Below are 14,915 nucleotides of genomic sequence, written 5' to 3'. Positions count from 1 at the left end.
TCCCCGTGTCCACCTCACCATACGTTCAGGCCGTTGCGCGGGATCGGCCCGTGTCCCGGTGAGGACAGGAAAGGCCCCGGGACGCACGAAATGGTGCGGCGGAGCCGATATTTGTTGGATAGGACCCATATAGGCCATGCAACCAAAAAGGAAAGAGGGCGTTTGCACTTTTCTGCCCGGCGTTGGACTGACCAGCCGGACGGGCCTTTTTTGGACGGAACAAACGAAATTCCATGTCGGTTATCCGACATTGGTAGTGGAGCGATTGTGTCGAAAACGGTTCTCATAGTCGAAGACGAAATCTTCGTGGCGATGGACATCGAACGGATCCTCGCCGACGCTGGCTATACGGTGACCGCGATTGCCGCGGACCGTCAGACTGCCCTGTCCAGTCCTGTCACGCCCGATATCGCGTTCGTCGACATCAACCTTCGCGACGGGCAGACCGGCCCGATTGTCGCGAACGAACTGGCGAACTTCGGTACCAAGGTGTTCTACGTCACGGCCAACCCGGCGCAGATCGAACCGATCGCGCCGACCGCCATCGGCTACATCCGCAAACCCTTCAGCGCCGAAGCCATCCGCGCCGCGGCCGACCTGGCGGCGAACGACGCCAACGCCTCGGGCCACGCCGAGATCACCCTGCTGCGCGGCGGCAGCGCCTAGAGCCTGATCATCGAGCTTGCGGGAAGATCAATTTCGACCCGCAGGCCGTCTTCGTTCCAGTGGCGTTCGGCCTTGCCGCCCAACTGCCGCTCGGCGCTCATTTCAATGAGACGGCTTCCGAACCCTGTCTTCCGTTCCTCCGACACCCTTGGGCCGCCTTGCTCGTGCCAGCGGATGCAGACGCGATCGGTCCCTTTTTCCATGTCGATTGCGACGCGGCCGTCCGGGACCGACAGCGCTCCATATTTCGCGGCGTTGGTGGCCAGCTCGTGAAACAGCAGGGCAAAGGGCGTAGCGGAGCGGTCGTCGATGTCGATATCGTCGCCGGTGATGCTGACACGCGTGCCGTCTTCGGACTGATAGGCGGAAAGCAGCTCCTCGAGCATCCCCTGCAGGCTCGATTGCCGCTTGGTTGGGCGCGACGCGTCGCTATGCGGCCGGACGAAATCATGCGCCTTGCCCAATGACATGACGCGTTCGCGAAGCTTGTCCGCGACCGGCCTGATCTCCGGATCCTCTCGGCTCGACAGGCCGATCAGCCCGTTGATCACCGCGAAGATATTTTTGATGCGGTGGCTGAGCTCGTGCGAGATCAGCTCGCGCTGCTCCATCGCCGTTTTCTGGTCGTGGATGTCCGTGCAGGTCCCGAACCAGCGCGTGATCTGCCCATCACTATCGCGCATCGGCAGGGCGCGTCCCAGCACCCAGCGATAATTCCCGTCCGCCGACCGCAATCGATATTCGATCTCGTAGGGCTCGCCCGTTTCCAGGCTGTGCCGCCACCGGGCCCACGCGCGCTCCTGGTCGTCGGGGTGGAACATGCCGTTCCACGCTTCGCCGTCGGTCGACCCCTCGGGCATCCCGGTGAATTCGTACCACCGCGCATTGTAATAATCATGATAGCCGTCGGGCAGCGTCGACCAGATCATCTGCGGCATCGTGTCCGCAAGGATGGTGAAACGCTGCTCGCGGTCATCGCGCTCGTCGCGCACCTGACGAGCCTCGGCCTCCAGCGCGACGCGAGCGCGCTTCTTCTCGACCAGGGTCATGACCGACTCCGCCAGGGTCAGCAGGCCCTCGTGCTGCAGCGGCGTCAGGCCGGGCCGCGGCTTGGTATCGATGATGCACAGGGCGCCCAGTGGCTGGCCGTCCGCTGACACCAGCGGCGCGCCGGCATAGAACCGGATGCCCGGCTCGCCCGTGACCAGGGGGTTATCGCGAAACCGATCGTCCGCCGTGGCGTCGGGAACGACCATGATATTCGCGCCGGTCATCGCGTGCGCGCAGAAGGATTGTTCGCGCGGGGTTTCCGTCGCTTCCAGGCCGGTGCGGGCAAGGAAGCGTTGGCGGCTATCTTCCACCAGGCTGACGAGCGCAATCGGCGCCTCGCAAAGCTCTGCCGCGAAGTCCGTGATCCTGCGCAAGCGCGGATCATTCAACAATATGTCGAATGCCGCCCGTTGTTCCGGTGTGTGATGGATGGTGACGGGAAGCTCCGTCTCACTAGTGACCGCTGACAAACATAACCTCCAACGACCGCATGGGTCGCATCGGTTCAGCGGTCAACGTCTTTCCGGCGGATCGGTTCATTTCGGCACCGCACTGCGCCGAAACGCATCAGGCCCCGATCATCACCGTCGATCCCACCCTGGTGACGCCGTAAAGCTTGGCGGCGAACTTGGCGGGCAGGCGAATGCATCCATGACTTGCCGGATATCCCGGGTTGGCGCCGGCATGCATCGCGATCCCGTAGTTGTCGAGCCGCTGCATGAACGGCATCGGCGCATTGTCGTATTTGCGGCTGCGGTGCATCGTCTTTTTCTCGAGGATCGGGAAGATGCCGGTCGGCGTGTCTTTCCCTGCCTTGCCGCTGGAAATGGTCGAATAGCCGAGCAGGCGATCGCCGCCGTAGACATAGGCCATCTGGTCGCTGAGGCTGACGACCACGCGCACCGGTTCGCCCGGGCGAGCGTCGGACACCCAGCGATACTGGCCGGGACGGAGCATCGCATCTCCCAGGTGATCCATCACGTCGCCGCGGGCGATGTCCGCCGCCTCGGCGGCCTGCGCCTTGGCTTCCGGCGTCTCGATGGTTGCTCCGGCAGGGGCAGCGGTTACCGCCAGGGCAAACGCCCCCGTAACCGCCAGCAGCTTCGCTAGCGACGTCATTTCACTCACTCTCACCAATGATTTTATCTGCATAATCAAAGCGGAAACTGGGTGAGAGTTCCAATCCGTCCCCAATCGCAACGAAATTTTGAAAGCCGGAGCCTTCCGGCCAAACTAAAAGGGCGGCCCGGTGAGGGCCGCCCTTCGCGTTGATCGTCCGGGCGAGTGGCCCGAAGAAGGTTACTTGAGCTCGACGGTGCCGCCGGCTTCCTCGATCTGCTTCTTGATCTTTTCGGCTTCGTCCTTGTTGACGCCTTCCTTGAGGGCCTTCGGAGCCGCTTCGACCAGCGCCTTGGCTTCGCCAAGACCCAGGCCGGTGATGGCGCGGACTTCCTTGATGACGTTGATCTTCTTGCCACCGTCGCCGGTGAGGATCACGTCGAACTCGGTCTTCTCTTCCGCGGCCGGAGCAGCGGCACCGGCGGCCGGGCCGGCAACGGCGACGGCAGCGGCGGCCGAAACGCCCCACTTTTCTTCGAGCAGCTTGGCGAGCTCGGCAGCTTCGAGGACGGTCAGAGCCGACAGGTCGTCGACGATCTTGTTCAGGTCAGCCATTTTATTCTCCTAGTGGGGCAAGGGCCCGAATGTCGTGCGTTGATGAAAAACTTAAGCTGCGGCCTTGGCGGCGAGAACGCGCGCCAGCTGGCCACCCGGCTCCTTGGCAATCCGGGCGATCTTGGTCGCCGGCGCCTGGATGAGGCCAATGAGGGTGCCACGAAGCTCGTCGAGCGACGGGAGCTGGGCCAGAGCCTTGATCCCATCGATGTCGAGCAGCGTGTCGCCCATCGCGCCACCGACGATCTCCAGACGATCGTTGGTCTTGGCGAACTCCACGGCCACCTTGGCGGCGGCCACGGGGTCGACCGAGGTGGCCAAAGCGGTCGGGCCAGTCAGCATTTCGCCGATCGGTCCGTACTTCGTGCCCTCGAGCGCGATCTTGGCAAGCCGGTTCTTCGCAACTTTGAACTGGGCACCGGCATCGCGCATCTTCAGGCGCAGGTCGGTCGATTGCGCGACCGACAGGCCGAGATTGCGGGTGATCACCACCACGCTGGTCTCGGTGAAGACGTTCTTCAGCTCGGCAACCAGATCGGCTTTTTGCGAACGATCCATGCCATACTCCTTTTCGGCCAAAGTGGTACTTTGGCCGAGGTTCAAACGACCTCGCCGCCGGTTGGCGACGAAGCATATTTGTCCGTGGGGATGGATCGGTGGCAGAGCCGTAGCTCCGCACGACAGGGCCGATGAAGGCCCCGAATGATTCAGTTCCCCGTCTAGGCCGCAGATTAAGAGGGAAACCCTCGGCGACTGTCTCGGACGAGTGTCCGTGGGGAGAACCCCGCGAACGACAGGCGGCCCACTAACCAGAATCGCCCCTGTGTCAAGATATTTAGCCCTCGTCCGGGGCGGCGTGTCGAGAACCGACCAGATCGCCGACACGACCACGGAGCCCTCGCCGACCGACGAGGCGACGCGTTTGACCGATCCGGCCCGAACGTCGCCGACCGCGAAGATGCGGTCGTGGGACGTGGCGTAGGGGAGGAGGCGCCGACGGCCTCGCCGGTCTTCACGAAGCCCTTGTCGTCCAGCTCGACCAGTTCGGACAACCAGCCGGTGTTGGGCGCGGCCCCGGCCATGATAAACAGCGCGTTGGTGTCGATCCGCCTCGCCTCGCCGCACGTGTCGATGGTGATCGCGTTGAGATCCTCGTCGCCGTGAAGCTCCGCGATCTGGCAGCCGTAGTGGACCGTGATGCGCTCGTCGGCGTCCAGCCGGCTCCGCAAATAGTCGGACATCGACGCCGCCAGCGAACGGCCGCGCACCAGCACGTGCACATGGCGCGCGTGACGCGACAGGAACATCGCCGCCTGGCCCGCCGAATTGCCTCCGCCGACGATGACCGCTTCGGTTCCGGCGCAGAAGCGTCCTTCCATCTCGGTCGCGGCGTAATAGACCCCGCGGCCCTCGAATTCCTGCAGCCGGGGAGGGGCAGGCGACGGTACTGGACCCCGGTGGCGACCAGCACCGCCCGGGCACAGATCATCTGCTCGCCATGATCGCGTTCGGCGCACAGCGACTGTCCGTCCAGCGCGGTCGCAAGGCCGGTAACCCGGCGCGGCATGGCGAAGCGGGTGCCGAACTTCATCGCCTGCACCTGGCCGCGCCAGACCAGGTCGGCGCCGGAGATTCCGGTCGGGAAACCCATGTAATTTTCGATCCGGCTCGACGTCCCGGCCTGGCCGCCGATCGACACGTCCTCGATCACGAGTGCTTCGATGCCTTCGGCGCCGGCGTAAACGGCCGCCGCCACCCCGGCCGGCCCGCCCCCGACGATCAGCAGATCGACCATTTCTCCGCACTCGATGGCAAGGTCGAGGCCGAGCAGTTGCGCGACCTTGCGCGGGGTAGGGTCGTCAATCACCCGGTCCTTGCCGAAAATGACTTTCGGGCCTGATCCGTCAACGCCGCAGCTGAGCGCGGCTTCGGCGGCCTCCGGGCTGCCGAGCTCGTGGCTCGCGTGCGGGATGAGGTTGCGGGTGGCGAAGGCGGCAACGGCCTGGACGGCGGGATCGCGTTCGGCGCCGATCAGCACCAGCGAACTGTCCCCGTCTTCGAACTGCGCGCGACGGCGCGCGGCGAACACTGACAGGATGATGTCGCTCATCTCCGGGGTCTTCGACATCAGGTCGAGCACCGCCTTGCGCGACGTTTCGATCACCCGCGTCGGCTTCGCGGCACGGAGGGCAAGGCTGTAGGCGCCGCCGTTGAGGAAAGAGATTTCGCCGACGAACTGGGTCGGCCCGATCGTGCTCTCGACGTAACGCTCGTTGGTGAACGGATCGACCAGCTCGATCTCGCCTTCCTCGACATAGATGAACTGGTCCATCGGATCCCCGATCCGCGACACCGTCTCGCCGGCTTCGAACAGTCGCTCATGGCCGGCCTTGCGCAACGCCTCGACATGCTCGGCGTGAAGCGGCGTTCGAGGCATCACCTTCAGGTCGTCAGCGATCTTTTCCATGAGTCCTCCCGCTTTCAGGACCTGAGGTAAGGTCTGCCAGCGCGACGCGAAAGGGTGGGCGCCGCTTGACAAGCCGGCGTGCCGCGCGCCCCATGCAGGGGTCCTGCATGGAAAGGCTTTTCATGGTCGGTCCGTTGACCCGGTGCGTTGGCCGCTGGCTCGCCATCCTGCTTCTCTTGCTGCCGGCGGCATCGGCAACGGCGTCGCCGGTCGTCCCGGAGCGCATCGTCGCGGTCGGCGACCTTCATGGCGACTTCGACGCGTGGCAGGCGATCGCCCGAGGCGCGCGGCTGATCGACTCCAGGGGGCATTGGGCCGGCGGGAAGGCGACGTTGGTCCAGACCGGCGACATCGTCGACCGGGGCCCCGACTCGCTTCGCATCATTCGCCATCTCCAGCAATTGGAGCGAGAGGCCAGGAAAGCCGGCGGCGAGGTCATCGTCCTGGTTGGAAACCACGAGGCGATGATGATGACCGGCGACCTGCGTTACGTCACGCCGGGGGAATATGCGGCGTTCGCCGACGCCAATTCGGAACGGCGGCGCGACCGGCTGTGGGATGCGCAGCGCAAGGCCATAATCGCCGACTACCGGAAGACCGACGTCACCCTGTCGGACACCGCCATTCGCGAGCGGTGGTACGCCGCAACGCCGCTCGGGATGATCGAGCACCAGACCGCGTGGGCTCCGACCGGGGAATTGGGCAAATGGCTGATGGAGCACAAGGCGGTCGTGCAGATCGGCGATACCATCTTCGTCCATGGCGGGATCAGCCCCGCCTACGCACCGGTCAGCGATAACGACATCAACCGTCAGGTCGCCCAGGCACTGGCCGCTCGCGACACTGGCCGAGAGGCCATCATCAACAGCGCCACGGGGCCGCTGTGGTACCGCGGGCTGGCCGGCCTGCCGCCGGAAACGCCCGTCAGGGGCGCGCCGCCGCTGCCGAGCGTGTCGGTGCAGCTCGACCGCCTGCTGAGCCTGCGCAAGGCGAGGCGGATCGTGATCGGCCATACGCCGATCCTGTCCGGCGTGACGGTGCAGGAAGCCGGCCGGCTCGGCCGTGTCGATAGCGGCGCCTCACGCGCCTACGGCGGCAAGCCCGGCTACCTCGAGATCATCGGAGGAAAGGCGACGGCGCACAGCGTCTCACGCCCATAGGGCGACGAAAGGGGCAGGCAATGAAGGGAAAGATGCTGTTTGCGGCGGCGCTGTTGTCCGCCTCGTCAACGGTCCATGCCGCCCCACCCGAACCGCTGTTCGCCGCCGACCAGCCGCTGGCGCTCGAAATCCGCGGAGCCATCCAGAAAATGATGCGCGGGGACCGCGACCGCAGCGACAGCGTACCCGGCACGGTGACCGTGAAATCGACCGGGGAAAGCCTGCCGGTGACGCTGGGCCTTCGCGGCATCACGCGCATGCGCAAGGAAACCTGCCAGTTTCCGCCGCTGCGCGTTTCCTTCACCAATCCCGCGCCAACATCGGTGTTTGCTCGTCAGGGCCGGCTGAAGCTGGTCACCCACTGCCGCAACGCCCAGGATTTCCAGCAGCACGTGCTCCTCGAATACGCCGCCTACCGGCTCTACAACCTTCTCACCCCGGTTAGCTTCCGGGCGCGGCTGGCCACCATCGATTATGTCGACGACGCCGGAAAGCCGATCACGTCCCGGGTCGGCTTCTTCATCGAGGACGACGGTTCCGCGGCCCGGCGAAACGGCCTCCGCAAGGCCCGAGTAGGGCAGCGTGTCCCGACCCGGCAGATCGACCCGGCCGCGGCGGCGCGCATGGTGCTGTTCGAATATATGATCGGCAACCTCGACTGGGCGCTGCAGGCCGGTCCGGCGGGCGAACCCTGCTGCCACAACGGTCGCTTGGTCCAGCCCGCCGTGGCAGGGCAGGGGCTGATCCCGATGCCCTATGACTTCGACTACAGCGGGCTGGTCGACGCGCCTTACGCCGTTCCGCCCGAAGGCTTCACCGAGGCGAGCGTCCGCGAACGCCGCTATCGTGGCTATTGCATCCATAACGATGCCGTCCTCGCAGCTGCCGGCGATTTCCGTGCCAGGCGCGGCGCATTTCTGGCCGAACTGAACGCGGTGCCCGGGCTCGACCGCCGCCGGGCGGCGAAGGCATCGGCCTACCTGGAGGAATTCTTCGCCCTGATCGCCACCGACCAGTCGGTGCGTGCCAGGGTGATCAACCGCTGCCTCAAGGTGTAGATCAGACAGCTGGCGGCGATGGTGGTGTCGCGGGCGGGACGGCGGTGCCGGCTGGTGGCGACGCGGGCGCGTTGGGATCCGGCCGGAAATCGCTAAGGTATCGCTTCATCCCCTCGCGCTCGCCATATTCGCTCCACCACAGCAAGACGAAGCACAGGTTGAAGGCGACCGACATCACCATCGCCAGCTCGACCGCGCCGATCCCGGAAGCCAGCCCAATCCCGACCGACAGCAGGATGAACAGCGCGTCGCCGCTGCTTTTCAGCGAATTCTTGAAGCGCACCGCACCGGCGATGCCGCCCAGCGCGAAGGCGAGGCTTAGCGAGTTCTGCACGACGACGACGATGGAGGTGACCACCAGCGGCAGGATGAGGATGGTGGAGATCAGCGACTGGTCATATTCGTCGCCGCTGCGCACGCCCATGTAGACCCAGCTGACCGGAATGGAGGTCAGCAGCGCCCCTCCGATGGCGACCGCCAGCCAGATCAGGCTTTCGCCGATATTCTTGACCTCGACCGGCTGGGTCTGGTTGCCGGCAAGAACGCCCTTCTCGGACTGGGTCAGGATCGCCTTCACCCCGCCAACCGGCATGTAATCATGGATCGACGGGAAGACGCGCAGGGCAAGCAAGGCGAGGCCGACGATGACGACGTAGTAGGTGATGAGCTTGGTCAGCAGTTTGAGCGCGTCCATCGTCTCCGTCCCCCCAGTGCGGGCCTAATCCGCCTCATCCTCGTTGCGATCGCGTTCCTCGACGTCCTGGTCGTAATCGTAATGCTCGATCGGCTGCAGCGCCTGAAACCTTTCATGGCCCGGCTTGGTCTTGAGCGGCGGCCATTCGACATCCGGAATCGGCAGCTTGGTGTCGGGCAGCTTGTCGAGCAGGTCGCGCAGCAGCGTCAGCCGGCCGATCGCCTGATTGTTGAAGTCGACCAGCGTCCACGGCGCATAGCTGGTGTGCGTCGCCATCAGCATCTCTTCGCGGGCGCGGGTGTAGTCGTCATATTTCTCGCGAGCGGCGAGGTCGACCGGCGACAGCTTCCAGCGGCGCAGCGGATTGTTGAGCCGATCCTCGAACCGCTCCTCCTGCTTCTCCTGGTCGCAGCACAGCCAATATTTGTAGAGCAGAATCCCCTCGTCGACGAGCAGCTTCTCGAACGCGGGAACGTTCTTCAGGAAATCCTTGGCCTCGCGCTCGGTGCAGAACCCCATCACTCGCTCGACACCGGCGCGGTTGTACCAGCTACGGTCGAACAGGACGATCTCGCCCGTAGCGGGCAAGTGCTCGGCGTAGCGCTGGAAATACCATTGGCCGCGCTCGCGGTCGCTCGGGGCCGACAGCGCGACGACGCGGCACTGGCGCGGGTTCAGCGTGTTCGCGAACATGTGGATCGAACCACCCTTGCCGGCGGTGTCGCGCCCTTCGAAAACGACCACCAGCCGCTGGCCGGTCTCGGCGATCCAGCGCGCGGCGTCGCTCAACTCGTGAAGCAACGGCTCGAGCAGGGCCTCGTATTTCTTCTTCTTGAGCTTTTCCACGGCGGTCCCCCGGCGATCAGGCTGCCCAATCGCGGGGCCAAATACAATCCGCTTAGCCCGGGTTATTGCCTTCGCTTGCCTTGGGCTCACCCTTCTCGGCAATTTCCAGCGCTTGCTGCCGACCGCGCGCGGCGAATTCGGCGTCGATGGCGGCCTCGGTCGTGCCCGCCAGCTCGGTGGGCGAGGCGAGAGGGTGTTCGTCCTCTGACGGGTCGTGCGGTTCGCGCTTCGGATCGTCGGTCATGGGCTGCTCCTTCCCCGCACCAACGCGCAAGGCCAAGAAAAAGGCCGGGGCGTTGCCACCCCGGCCTCGATCTTTTTCGGCGATGTCGACGCGCTTAGGCGCCGGCGACCTCGGTGGTGTCGATCTTGACGCCCGGGCCCATCGACGAGCTCAGCGCCACCTTGCGGACGTACTTGCCCTTGGCGCCGGTCGGCTTGGCCTTGACGATGGCGTCGACGAACGCGTCGAAGTTCGCCTTCAGGTCGGCCTCGGGGAAGCTGCACTTGCCGATGCCGGCGTGGATGATGCCGGCCTTCTCGACGCGGAATTCGACCTGGCCCGACTTGGCGTCGGTCACGGCCTGCGCGACGTTCGGAGTGACGGTACCCAGCTTCGGGTTCGGCATCAGGCCCTTGGGACCCAGCACCTTACCGAGGCGGCCGACGATGCCCATCATGTCGGGCGTGGCGATGACGCGGTCGAAATCGCTGCGGCCGCCCTGGATGGCTTCCATCAGGTCTTCGGCGCCGACGACTTCGGCACCCGCCTTGGTCGCTTCCTCGGCCTTGTCGCCGCGGGCGAACACGGCGACGCGGACGTCCTTGCCGGTGCCCTTGGGCAGGTTGACGACGCCGCGGACCATCTGGTCGGCGTGGCGCGGGTCGACGCCCAGGTTGATGGCGACTTCCAGGGTCTCGTCGAACTTGGACGAGGCCAGGCTCTTCACCAGGCCGATGGCTTCGTCGATCTGGTAGAGCTTGGTCGAGTCGACCTTGCCGTCGAGGTTCTTCTGCTTCTTGGTCAGCTTTGCCATGTCGTTAGCCCTCCACAACCTGGAGGCCCATCGCGCGGGCGCTGCCTTCGATGATCTTGGTCGCCGCCTCGATCGTGTTCGCGTTGAGATCCTTCATCTTGGTCTCGGCGATCTCGGCAAGCTGCGAGCGCTTGATGGTTCCGGCCGAAACCTTGCCCGGCTCCTTGGAGCCCGACTTCAGCTTGGCGGCCTTCTTCAGCAGGAACGACGCCGGCGGCGTCTTCGTGGTGAACGAGAAGCTGCGGTCCGCGTAGACGGTGATCACGGTCGGAATCGGCATCGCCTTTTCCAGATCGTTCGTCGCGGCGTTGAACGCCTTGCAGAATTCCATGATGTTGACGCCGCGCTGACCCAGCGCAGGGCCGATCGGCGGGGACGGATTGGCGGCGCCGGCAGGCACTTGGAGCTTGATGTAGCCCGTAATTTTCTTGGCCATTTTTCTCACTCTGTAGGGGCCGTGAAGCCCGTTCAAGTTTAGCGGTACAGACGGTGAAAGCCCGAGAGCCCACCTCCCGCAGGTTTCCATTGCAAAGCGTTGGAAGCGCGCGCCCTTAGCAGCGGCCGCTGCGAAAGGAAAGGGTCAGTTGGCAGGGAGGGCGACCGGGAGTCGCGCGCCTGCGAACTCGGCCAGCAAGGCCGCCAATGGAGGCCGGACGACGCGGCACGCTTCGTCGATTCCGAACCAGCGGCGATGGCGAAGACCATCTTCCTGCCAGCGCCGGTCGAGCGAGCTGACTTCCAGCGGATAGGTCACCACCTCGACGATCTCGTCGCTGGTGAAAAAGCCCTTCCTGGCCTTGTGATGGCTGAAGCTGCCGATGGGAGCGTCGGCGATCGTGCCGATGACGCCGGCTTCCTCCATCGCTTCGATCCGCGCCGTATCGGGGAAGCTCAGCCCGTCGATCAGATGGCCCTTGGGAATCGACCAGTCGTCCGTGTGAACGCGGCGAATGAGCAGCACTTCCATGCCATTGGGGGTCCAGCGAAACGGCAAGGCGCCGCTTCGAACCGGCAGCCCCGGAAAGCGGCGAGCCGGCTCGGCGAACTGGGGGACCGGGGACAGGGCGGCCATCCCGCTTCCCCTACCAGCGATCACCGGTGCTTCGACGCTCATAGGCGAGCGCCATCTCGGTCATGCCATCGGCCATCGACTTGCTCGACGCACTGGCCGCCTTGGAGCGGCAAAGTTCGGCTAAGCGGGCATAGCGGCTGGACTGGGGGTTCGGCGCATGTTCGATCAGGGCCATTGCTACCTCCGACTCCGATGACGGAATGATGGCGTTTAACATGCGCCGACGGCGGAAGCTCCGTCGGGAACCAGACTCCAGCGCCAAAGCGTGTGGGAATCACGCCAGTTTCACCGAACTGAAATATTACACTCTAACGTACTGATTTTACGCGATAAAACTTGGATTATTGGAACTTTCGCGACAATCGATGGACGGGAGCCGAAAGATTTTGCTCCATGATCGTCGAGCCAGCGCAGGAAGATTGCTATGGCCGGCGGCATGGAGCCGCTCGACCGCCCGATCTGGTTCGCCTTGCAGGATCGCCAGAGGCACTTCGCGATTGGTGACGGCCTTGCGCGCCGGTTTCAGCCCGATGTGTCGCCTTTCATCGCCTGCGCCGACGATTCTCGGGAGGCGCTGGCTGCGGTGAGCGACTTGCTCGGCGATCGCGACGCGGCCCTGTTTATGCAGCGCACGGAAACGCCGATCCCTCCCGGCACCGTCCGCCTCGATGGCGGGCGCGGCGTGCAGATGGTGTCGGATGGCTTGGAGCCGGTCAAACCACCGCCCGGTGTGGTCGCCCTCACCGACGCCGACGCGCCCGCCATGCTGGCACTGGCGGCCCTGACGGAGCCTGGGCCGTTCCGGAGGCGCACTCACGAACTCTCGCAATTCTTCGGGTTCAAGGACAAGGATGGCCGGTTGCTCGCCATGGCCGGGGAACGGCTGAAACTACCGGGCATGAGCGAGGTCAGCGCCGTCTGTACCCACCCCGACGCCCACGGACGCGGCCTGGCGGAGCAGATGACTCGCTATGTCGCGGGCGTGATCGCCGCGCGCGGTGAAACGCCGTTTCTCCACACTTACGCCGACAATGCCGCCGCGATCCGGATTTATGAGCGGATCGGCTTTCGCCATCGCTGCTTCGTCGAGGTGACGGTGATCGGCCGAGCCTAACTCGGGTCGCGTCGTTCCCGAAGCAGCCGGTCGACGCGTGCAGTCAGGTCGCTAACCGCGAATGGCTTGGTCAGCACCTCCATTCCCGGCTCGATATGGCCATGGTTGAGGACGGCGTTCTCGGCATAGCCGGTGATGAAAAGTACCTTCAGCCCGTCGCGCAGGCTGCGCGCGGCATCGGCAACCTGGCGTCCGTTCAAGCCACCCGGCAGGCCGACGTCGGTGATCAGCAGGTCAATACGCTGGTCGGACTGCAGGATTGCAAGTCCCTCGCGGCCGTCTTCCGCCTCGAGGCAGGTGAGCCCGATTTCGGCCAGCGCGTCGACGACCAGCATCCGGATGACCGGCTCGTCGTCGACCACCAACACGGTTTCCCCTTCCGCCACGGCCGGCGTTGCCGACAGCGTATGGGACCCGGCATCGTCCGCTTCGGCATCGCCTAGGTGGCGCGGCATGTAGATGCACACCATCGTTCCCTGGCCAATCTCCGAATAGATGCGAACGTGGCCGTTCGACTGGCGCGCGAAGCCGTAGACCATGGACAGGCCTAGGCCGGTGCCTTCGCCGATCGGCTTGGTCGTGAAAAAGGGATCGAACACGCGCGGCAGGACGTCCTTGGGAATGCCTTCGCCCGTGTCGCTGACGCAGATCGTCACATATTGACCGGGGTCGAGGCCATGCTCGGCCCCGGCCCGCTCATCCAGCCACTTGTTCCCGGTTTCGATCGTGATCCTGCCGCCATCGGGCATCGCGTCGCGGGCATTGATGCACAGGTTGAGCAGCGCATTTTCAAGCTGGTTGGCGTCGACCATGGCCGGCCAAAGCCCGCTCGCGGCCACCGTTTCGACCGCGATCGCGGGACCCACCGTCCGACGGACGAGCTCCATGAGGTCGGGCAGCAGCCCGTTGACCACGACCGGTCGCGGGGTCAGGGTCTGTCGCCGGGCGAAGGCCAGCAGCCGATGAGTGAGGGCAGCGGCGCGCCGGGCAGCCCCGGACCCGGCACTGAGGTAGCGCTCGACATCCTCGGCCCGGCCTTGCTTCAGGCGGGTGGAAATCATGTCGAACGCGCCCGAAATCCCGGCCAGAAGGTTGTTGAAATCGTGCGCCAGTCCGCCGGTCAGCTGGCCGACCGCCTCCATCTTCTGCGCCTGCCGAAGCGCCTCCTCGGCTGCGGCGAGGCGCGCCTGTTCGTTGAGGCGATCGGTCACGTCGTAGACGAACTGATAGGCGCCGATCTGCTCGCCCGCCTGATTTCGGAGAGCACTGAACCGCATCTCGTAGAATCGGCGATCGCGAGTCTCGTCGCCGAATTGCTGGATTTCGACGAATTCCTCCCCCTCCAGCGCCCGTCGCCAGATGGCCTCGACAGCGGCGCGGTGCTCGGGCCGGCCCTTCAGCAGGTCAAGCATATTGTCGCCGACCACCGGACGGACGCCGTAGATCCGCTCGAACTCCCTGGCGGACGCGCCGTTGATGGCCAGGAAGTTGAAGTCCTTGTCGGCAATCTGGACGAACGCGTTCGTCCCCTCGACGATGTCCGCCAGCAGCGCGCGCTCGGCCAGCGCTTTCTCGACGCGCTGCTCCAGCGTTTCATTGAGTTCGCGCAGCGACTGCTCGGCGATGCGCCGGTCGGTGATGTCGCGGAACAGGACCGCGACATGCTTGCGCTCCGGCGGTTCGATGCGGAAGGCCGACAATTCCAGCCAGCGCCCCGTGGCGACCAGTTCCTGGATGAAGCGGATCGGTTTGCCCGTGCGGAGCACTTCGCCGTAGCGCGCGACCCAGGCATCCGCCTCGTCAGGCACCATTTCGCGCAACTTCTGGCCGACGACGTCGGGGATGCCGGCGTTCTCCGCATAAGCATCGTTCGCGGCAATGTGGATATAGTCGCTGTCGGGGCCATGCGGACCATCGAAGAATTCGATGACGCAGTAGCCTTCGTCCATCGCATCGAACAGGACGCGATACTCCTCGGCGTCCAGCTCCGGCAGATCCTTAGCGGACGGGGGCAGGGTATTCACTCGGGATCGAAAGCATTGTCCGGCGTCTAACGTGCGTCAGGCCCCGAACGATC

17 protein-coding genes and 2 pseudogenes are annotated in these 14,915 nt (G+C 64.9%); 5 read left to right on the top strand and 14 right to left on the bottom strand.

Features of this window, described 5'->3' with window-relative positions:
* Window positions 1-312: 312 nt before the first annotated feature.
* Window positions 313-666, top strand: a complete 354-nt coding sequence (locus H9L12_RS08070; protein WP_343060518.1) for a response regulator — start codon at window positions 313-315, stop codon at window positions 664-666.
* On the opposite strand, the gene H9L12_RS08065 is transcribed toward H9L12_RS08070, so the two are convergent.
* From H9L12_RS08065 to rplJ, 4 genes are all read right to left on the bottom strand, one after another.
* Entirely contained in the window at window positions 663-2,147 is a 1,485-nt protein-coding gene (locus tag H9L12_RS08065) for a PAS domain-containing protein (protein ID WP_187543225.1), read from the bottom strand. The genes H9L12_RS08070 and H9L12_RS08065 overlap by 4 nt on opposite strands.
* A gap of 136 nt (window positions 2,148-2,283) precedes the next feature.
* Window positions 2,284-2,835: a L,D-transpeptidase family protein gene (locus H9L12_RS08060; RefSeq protein WP_187541300.1), complete on the bottom strand. Its 552-nt coding sequence runs from the start codon at window positions 2,833-2,835 to the stop codon at window positions 2,284-2,286.
* A 180-nt stretch (window positions 2,836-3,015) separates the two neighbouring features.
* Entirely contained in the window at window positions 3,016-3,390 is a 375-nt protein-coding gene (gene rplL / locus H9L12_RS08055) for a 50S ribosomal protein L7/L12 (protein ID WP_187541299.1), read from the bottom strand.
* A gap of 51 nt (window positions 3,391-3,441) precedes the next feature.
* Complete coding sequence (gene rplJ, locus H9L12_RS08050) at window positions 3,442-3,948, bottom strand: 50S ribosomal protein L10 (protein ID WP_187543224.1); 507 nt, start codon at window positions 3,946-3,948, stop codon at window positions 3,442-3,444.
* A 265-nt stretch (window positions 3,949-4,213) separates the two neighbouring features.
* Between rplJ and H9L12_RS14160 the strand changes: the two genes are divergently transcribed.
* Window positions 4,214-4,372: a hypothetical protein gene (locus tag H9L12_RS14160; protein ID WP_343060323.1), complete on the top strand. Its 159-nt coding sequence runs from the start codon at window positions 4,214-4,216 to the stop codon at window positions 4,370-4,372.
* 79 nt (window positions 4,373-4,451) lie between these two features.
* Here the strand turns inward: H9L12_RS14160 and H9L12_RS14155 are convergent.
* Both H9L12_RS14155 and H9L12_RS14150 read right to left on the bottom strand, forming a co-directional pair.
* Window positions 4,452-4,769 (bottom strand): annotated as a pseudogene (locus tag H9L12_RS14155) (NAD(P)/FAD-dependent oxidoreductase); the annotation flags it as partial.
* 98 nt (window positions 4,770-4,867) lie between these two features.
* Window positions 4,868-5,722 (bottom strand): annotated as a pseudogene (locus H9L12_RS14150) (cyclic nucleotide-binding domain-containing protein); the annotation flags it as partial.
* A 242-nt stretch (window positions 5,723-5,964) separates the two neighbouring features.
* Here H9L12_RS14150 and H9L12_RS08040 point away from each other — a divergent pair.
* Together H9L12_RS08040 and H9L12_RS08035 are read left to right on the top strand one after the other, a co-directional pair.
* Window positions 5,965-7,017, top strand: coding sequence for a metallophosphoesterase (locus H9L12_RS08040; RefSeq protein ID WP_187541298.1), 1,053 nt, complete (start codon window positions 5,965-5,967; stop codon window positions 7,015-7,017).
* A 20-nt stretch (window positions 7,018-7,037) separates the two neighbouring features.
* Window positions 7,038-8,075 carry a hypothetical protein gene (locus H9L12_RS08035; RefSeq protein ID WP_187541297.1) on the top strand — a complete coding sequence of 346 codons (1,038 nt, stop codon included), beginning with the start codon at window positions 7,038-7,040 and terminating at the stop codon, window positions 8,073-8,075.
* A gap of 1 nt (window position 8,076) precedes the next feature.
* Here the strand turns inward: H9L12_RS08035 and H9L12_RS08030 are convergent, their stop codons facing one another.
* The 7 genes from H9L12_RS08030 to H9L12_RS08000 form a co-directional block, all read right to left on the bottom strand.
* The gene (locus H9L12_RS08030; RefSeq protein ID WP_187541296.1) at window positions 8,077-8,769 is read right to left on the bottom strand and encodes a hypothetical protein; all 693 of its coding nucleotides are present in this window, start codon (window positions 8,767-8,769) and stop codon (window positions 8,077-8,079) included.
* A 24-nt stretch (window positions 8,770-8,793) separates the two neighbouring features.
* Complete coding sequence (ppk2, locus tag H9L12_RS08025; protein ID WP_187541295.1) at window positions 8,794-9,615, bottom strand: polyphosphate kinase 2; 822 nt, start codon at window positions 9,613-9,615, stop codon at window positions 8,794-8,796.
* 52 nt (window positions 9,616-9,667) lie between these two features.
* On the bottom strand, window positions 9,668-9,859 hold the full coding sequence (locus H9L12_RS08020; RefSeq protein ID WP_187541294.1) for a hypothetical protein: 192 nt from the start codon (window positions 9,857-9,859) through the stop codon (window positions 9,668-9,670).
* A 94-nt stretch (window positions 9,860-9,953) separates the two neighbouring features.
* Complete coding sequence (gene rplA / locus H9L12_RS08015) at window positions 9,954-10,652, bottom strand: 50S ribosomal protein L1 (protein ID WP_187541293.1); 699 nt, start codon at window positions 10,650-10,652, stop codon at window positions 9,954-9,956.
* Between the two features lie 4 nt (window positions 10,653-10,656).
* Window positions 10,657-11,088, bottom strand: a complete 432-nt coding sequence (gene rplK, locus H9L12_RS08010) for a 50S ribosomal protein L11 (RefSeq protein ID WP_187541292.1) — start codon at window positions 11,086-11,088, stop codon at window positions 10,657-10,659.
* A 144-nt stretch (window positions 11,089-11,232) separates the two neighbouring features.
* Window positions 11,233-11,724 carry an NUDIX hydrolase gene (locus tag H9L12_RS08005; protein WP_187541291.1) on the bottom strand — a complete coding sequence of 164 codons (492 nt, stop codon included), beginning with the start codon at window positions 11,722-11,724 and terminating at the stop codon, window positions 11,233-11,235.
* Window positions 11,725-11,734: 10 nt separating this feature from the next.
* A complete protein-coding gene (locus H9L12_RS08000) occupies window positions 11,735-11,899 on the bottom strand; it encodes a hypothetical protein (RefSeq protein ID WP_187541290.1) in 165 nt (54 codons plus the stop codon).
* Window positions 11,900-12,148: 249 nt separating this feature from the next.
* Here H9L12_RS08000 and H9L12_RS07995 point away from each other — a divergent pair, with 249 nt between their 5' ends.
* Complete coding sequence (locus tag H9L12_RS07995) at window positions 12,149-12,838, top strand: GNAT family N-acetyltransferase (protein ID WP_246450297.1); 690 nt, start codon at window positions 12,149-12,151, stop codon at window positions 12,836-12,838.
* Here H9L12_RS07995 and H9L12_RS07990 read toward each other — a convergent pair.
* Window positions 12,835-14,862 carry a hybrid sensor histidine kinase/response regulator gene (locus tag H9L12_RS07990; protein ID WP_223177098.1) on the bottom strand — a complete coding sequence of 676 codons (2,028 nt, stop codon included), beginning with the start codon at window positions 14,860-14,862 and terminating at the stop codon, window positions 12,835-12,837. The genes H9L12_RS07995 and H9L12_RS07990 overlap by 4 nt on opposite strands.
* Window positions 14,863-14,915: the final 53 nt, after the last annotated feature.

The sequence above is a fragment of the Sphingomonas rhizophila genome (assembly GCF_014396585.1).
GTDB classification, from domain to species: Bacteria; Pseudomonadota; Alphaproteobacteria; order Sphingomonadales; family Sphingomonadaceae; genus Sphingomicrobium; species Sphingomicrobium rhizophilum.
Note: the sequence above shows the minus strand (reverse complement) of the source record. Positions and strands in the feature narration are given on the sequence as shown.

Bases quoted from the DNA above. Each gene is read 5' to 3' on its own strand.
- H9L12_RS08070 (WP_343060518.1), top strand. From the start codon at position 313: ATGGACATCGAACGGATCCTCGCCGACGCTGGCTATACGGTGACCGCG.
- H9L12_RS08060 (WP_187541300.1), bottom strand. From the start codon at position 2,835: ATGACGTCGCTAGCGAAGCTGCTGGCGGTTACGGGGGCGTTTGCCCTG.
- rplL (WP_187541299.1), bottom strand. From the start codon at position 3,390: ATGGCTGACCTGAACAAGATCGTCGACGACCTGTCGGCTCTGACCGTC.
- rplJ (WP_187543224.1), bottom strand. From the start codon at position 3,948: ATGGATCGTTCGCAAAAAGCCGATCTGGTTGCCGAGCTGAAGAACGTC.
- H9L12_RS08040 (WP_187541298.1), top strand. From the start codon at position 5,965: ATGGAAAGGCTTTTCATGGTCGGTCCGTTGACCCGGTGCGTTGGCCGC.
- H9L12_RS08035 (WP_187541297.1), top strand. From the start codon at position 7,038: ATGAAGGGAAAGATGCTGTTTGCGGCGGCGCTGTTGTCCGCCTCGTCA.
- H9L12_RS08030 (WP_187541296.1), bottom strand. From the start codon at position 8,769: ATGGACGCGCTCAAACTGCTGACCAAGCTCATCACCTACTACGTCGTC.
- H9L12_RS08020 (WP_187541294.1), bottom strand. From the start codon at position 9,859: ATGACCGACGATCCGAAGCGCGAACCGCACGACCCGTCAGAGGACGAA.
- rplA (WP_187541293.1), bottom strand. From the start codon at position 10,652: ATGGCAAAGCTGACCAAGAAGCAGAAGAACCTCGACGGCAAGGTCGAC.
- rplK (WP_187541292.1), bottom strand. From the start codon at position 11,088: ATGGCCAAGAAAATTACGGGCTACATCAAGCTCCAAGTGCCTGCCGGC.
- H9L12_RS08005 (WP_187541291.1), bottom strand. From the start codon at position 11,724: ATGGCCGCCCTGTCCCCGGTCCCCCAGTTCGCCGAGCCGGCTCGCCGC.
- H9L12_RS08000 (WP_187541290.1), bottom strand. From the start codon at position 11,899: ATGGCCCTGATCGAACATGCGCCGAACCCCCAGTCCAGCCGCTATGCC.
- H9L12_RS07995 (WP_246450297.1), top strand. From the start codon at position 12,149: ATGGCCGGCGGCATGGAGCCGCTCGACCGCCCGATCTGGTTCGCCTTG.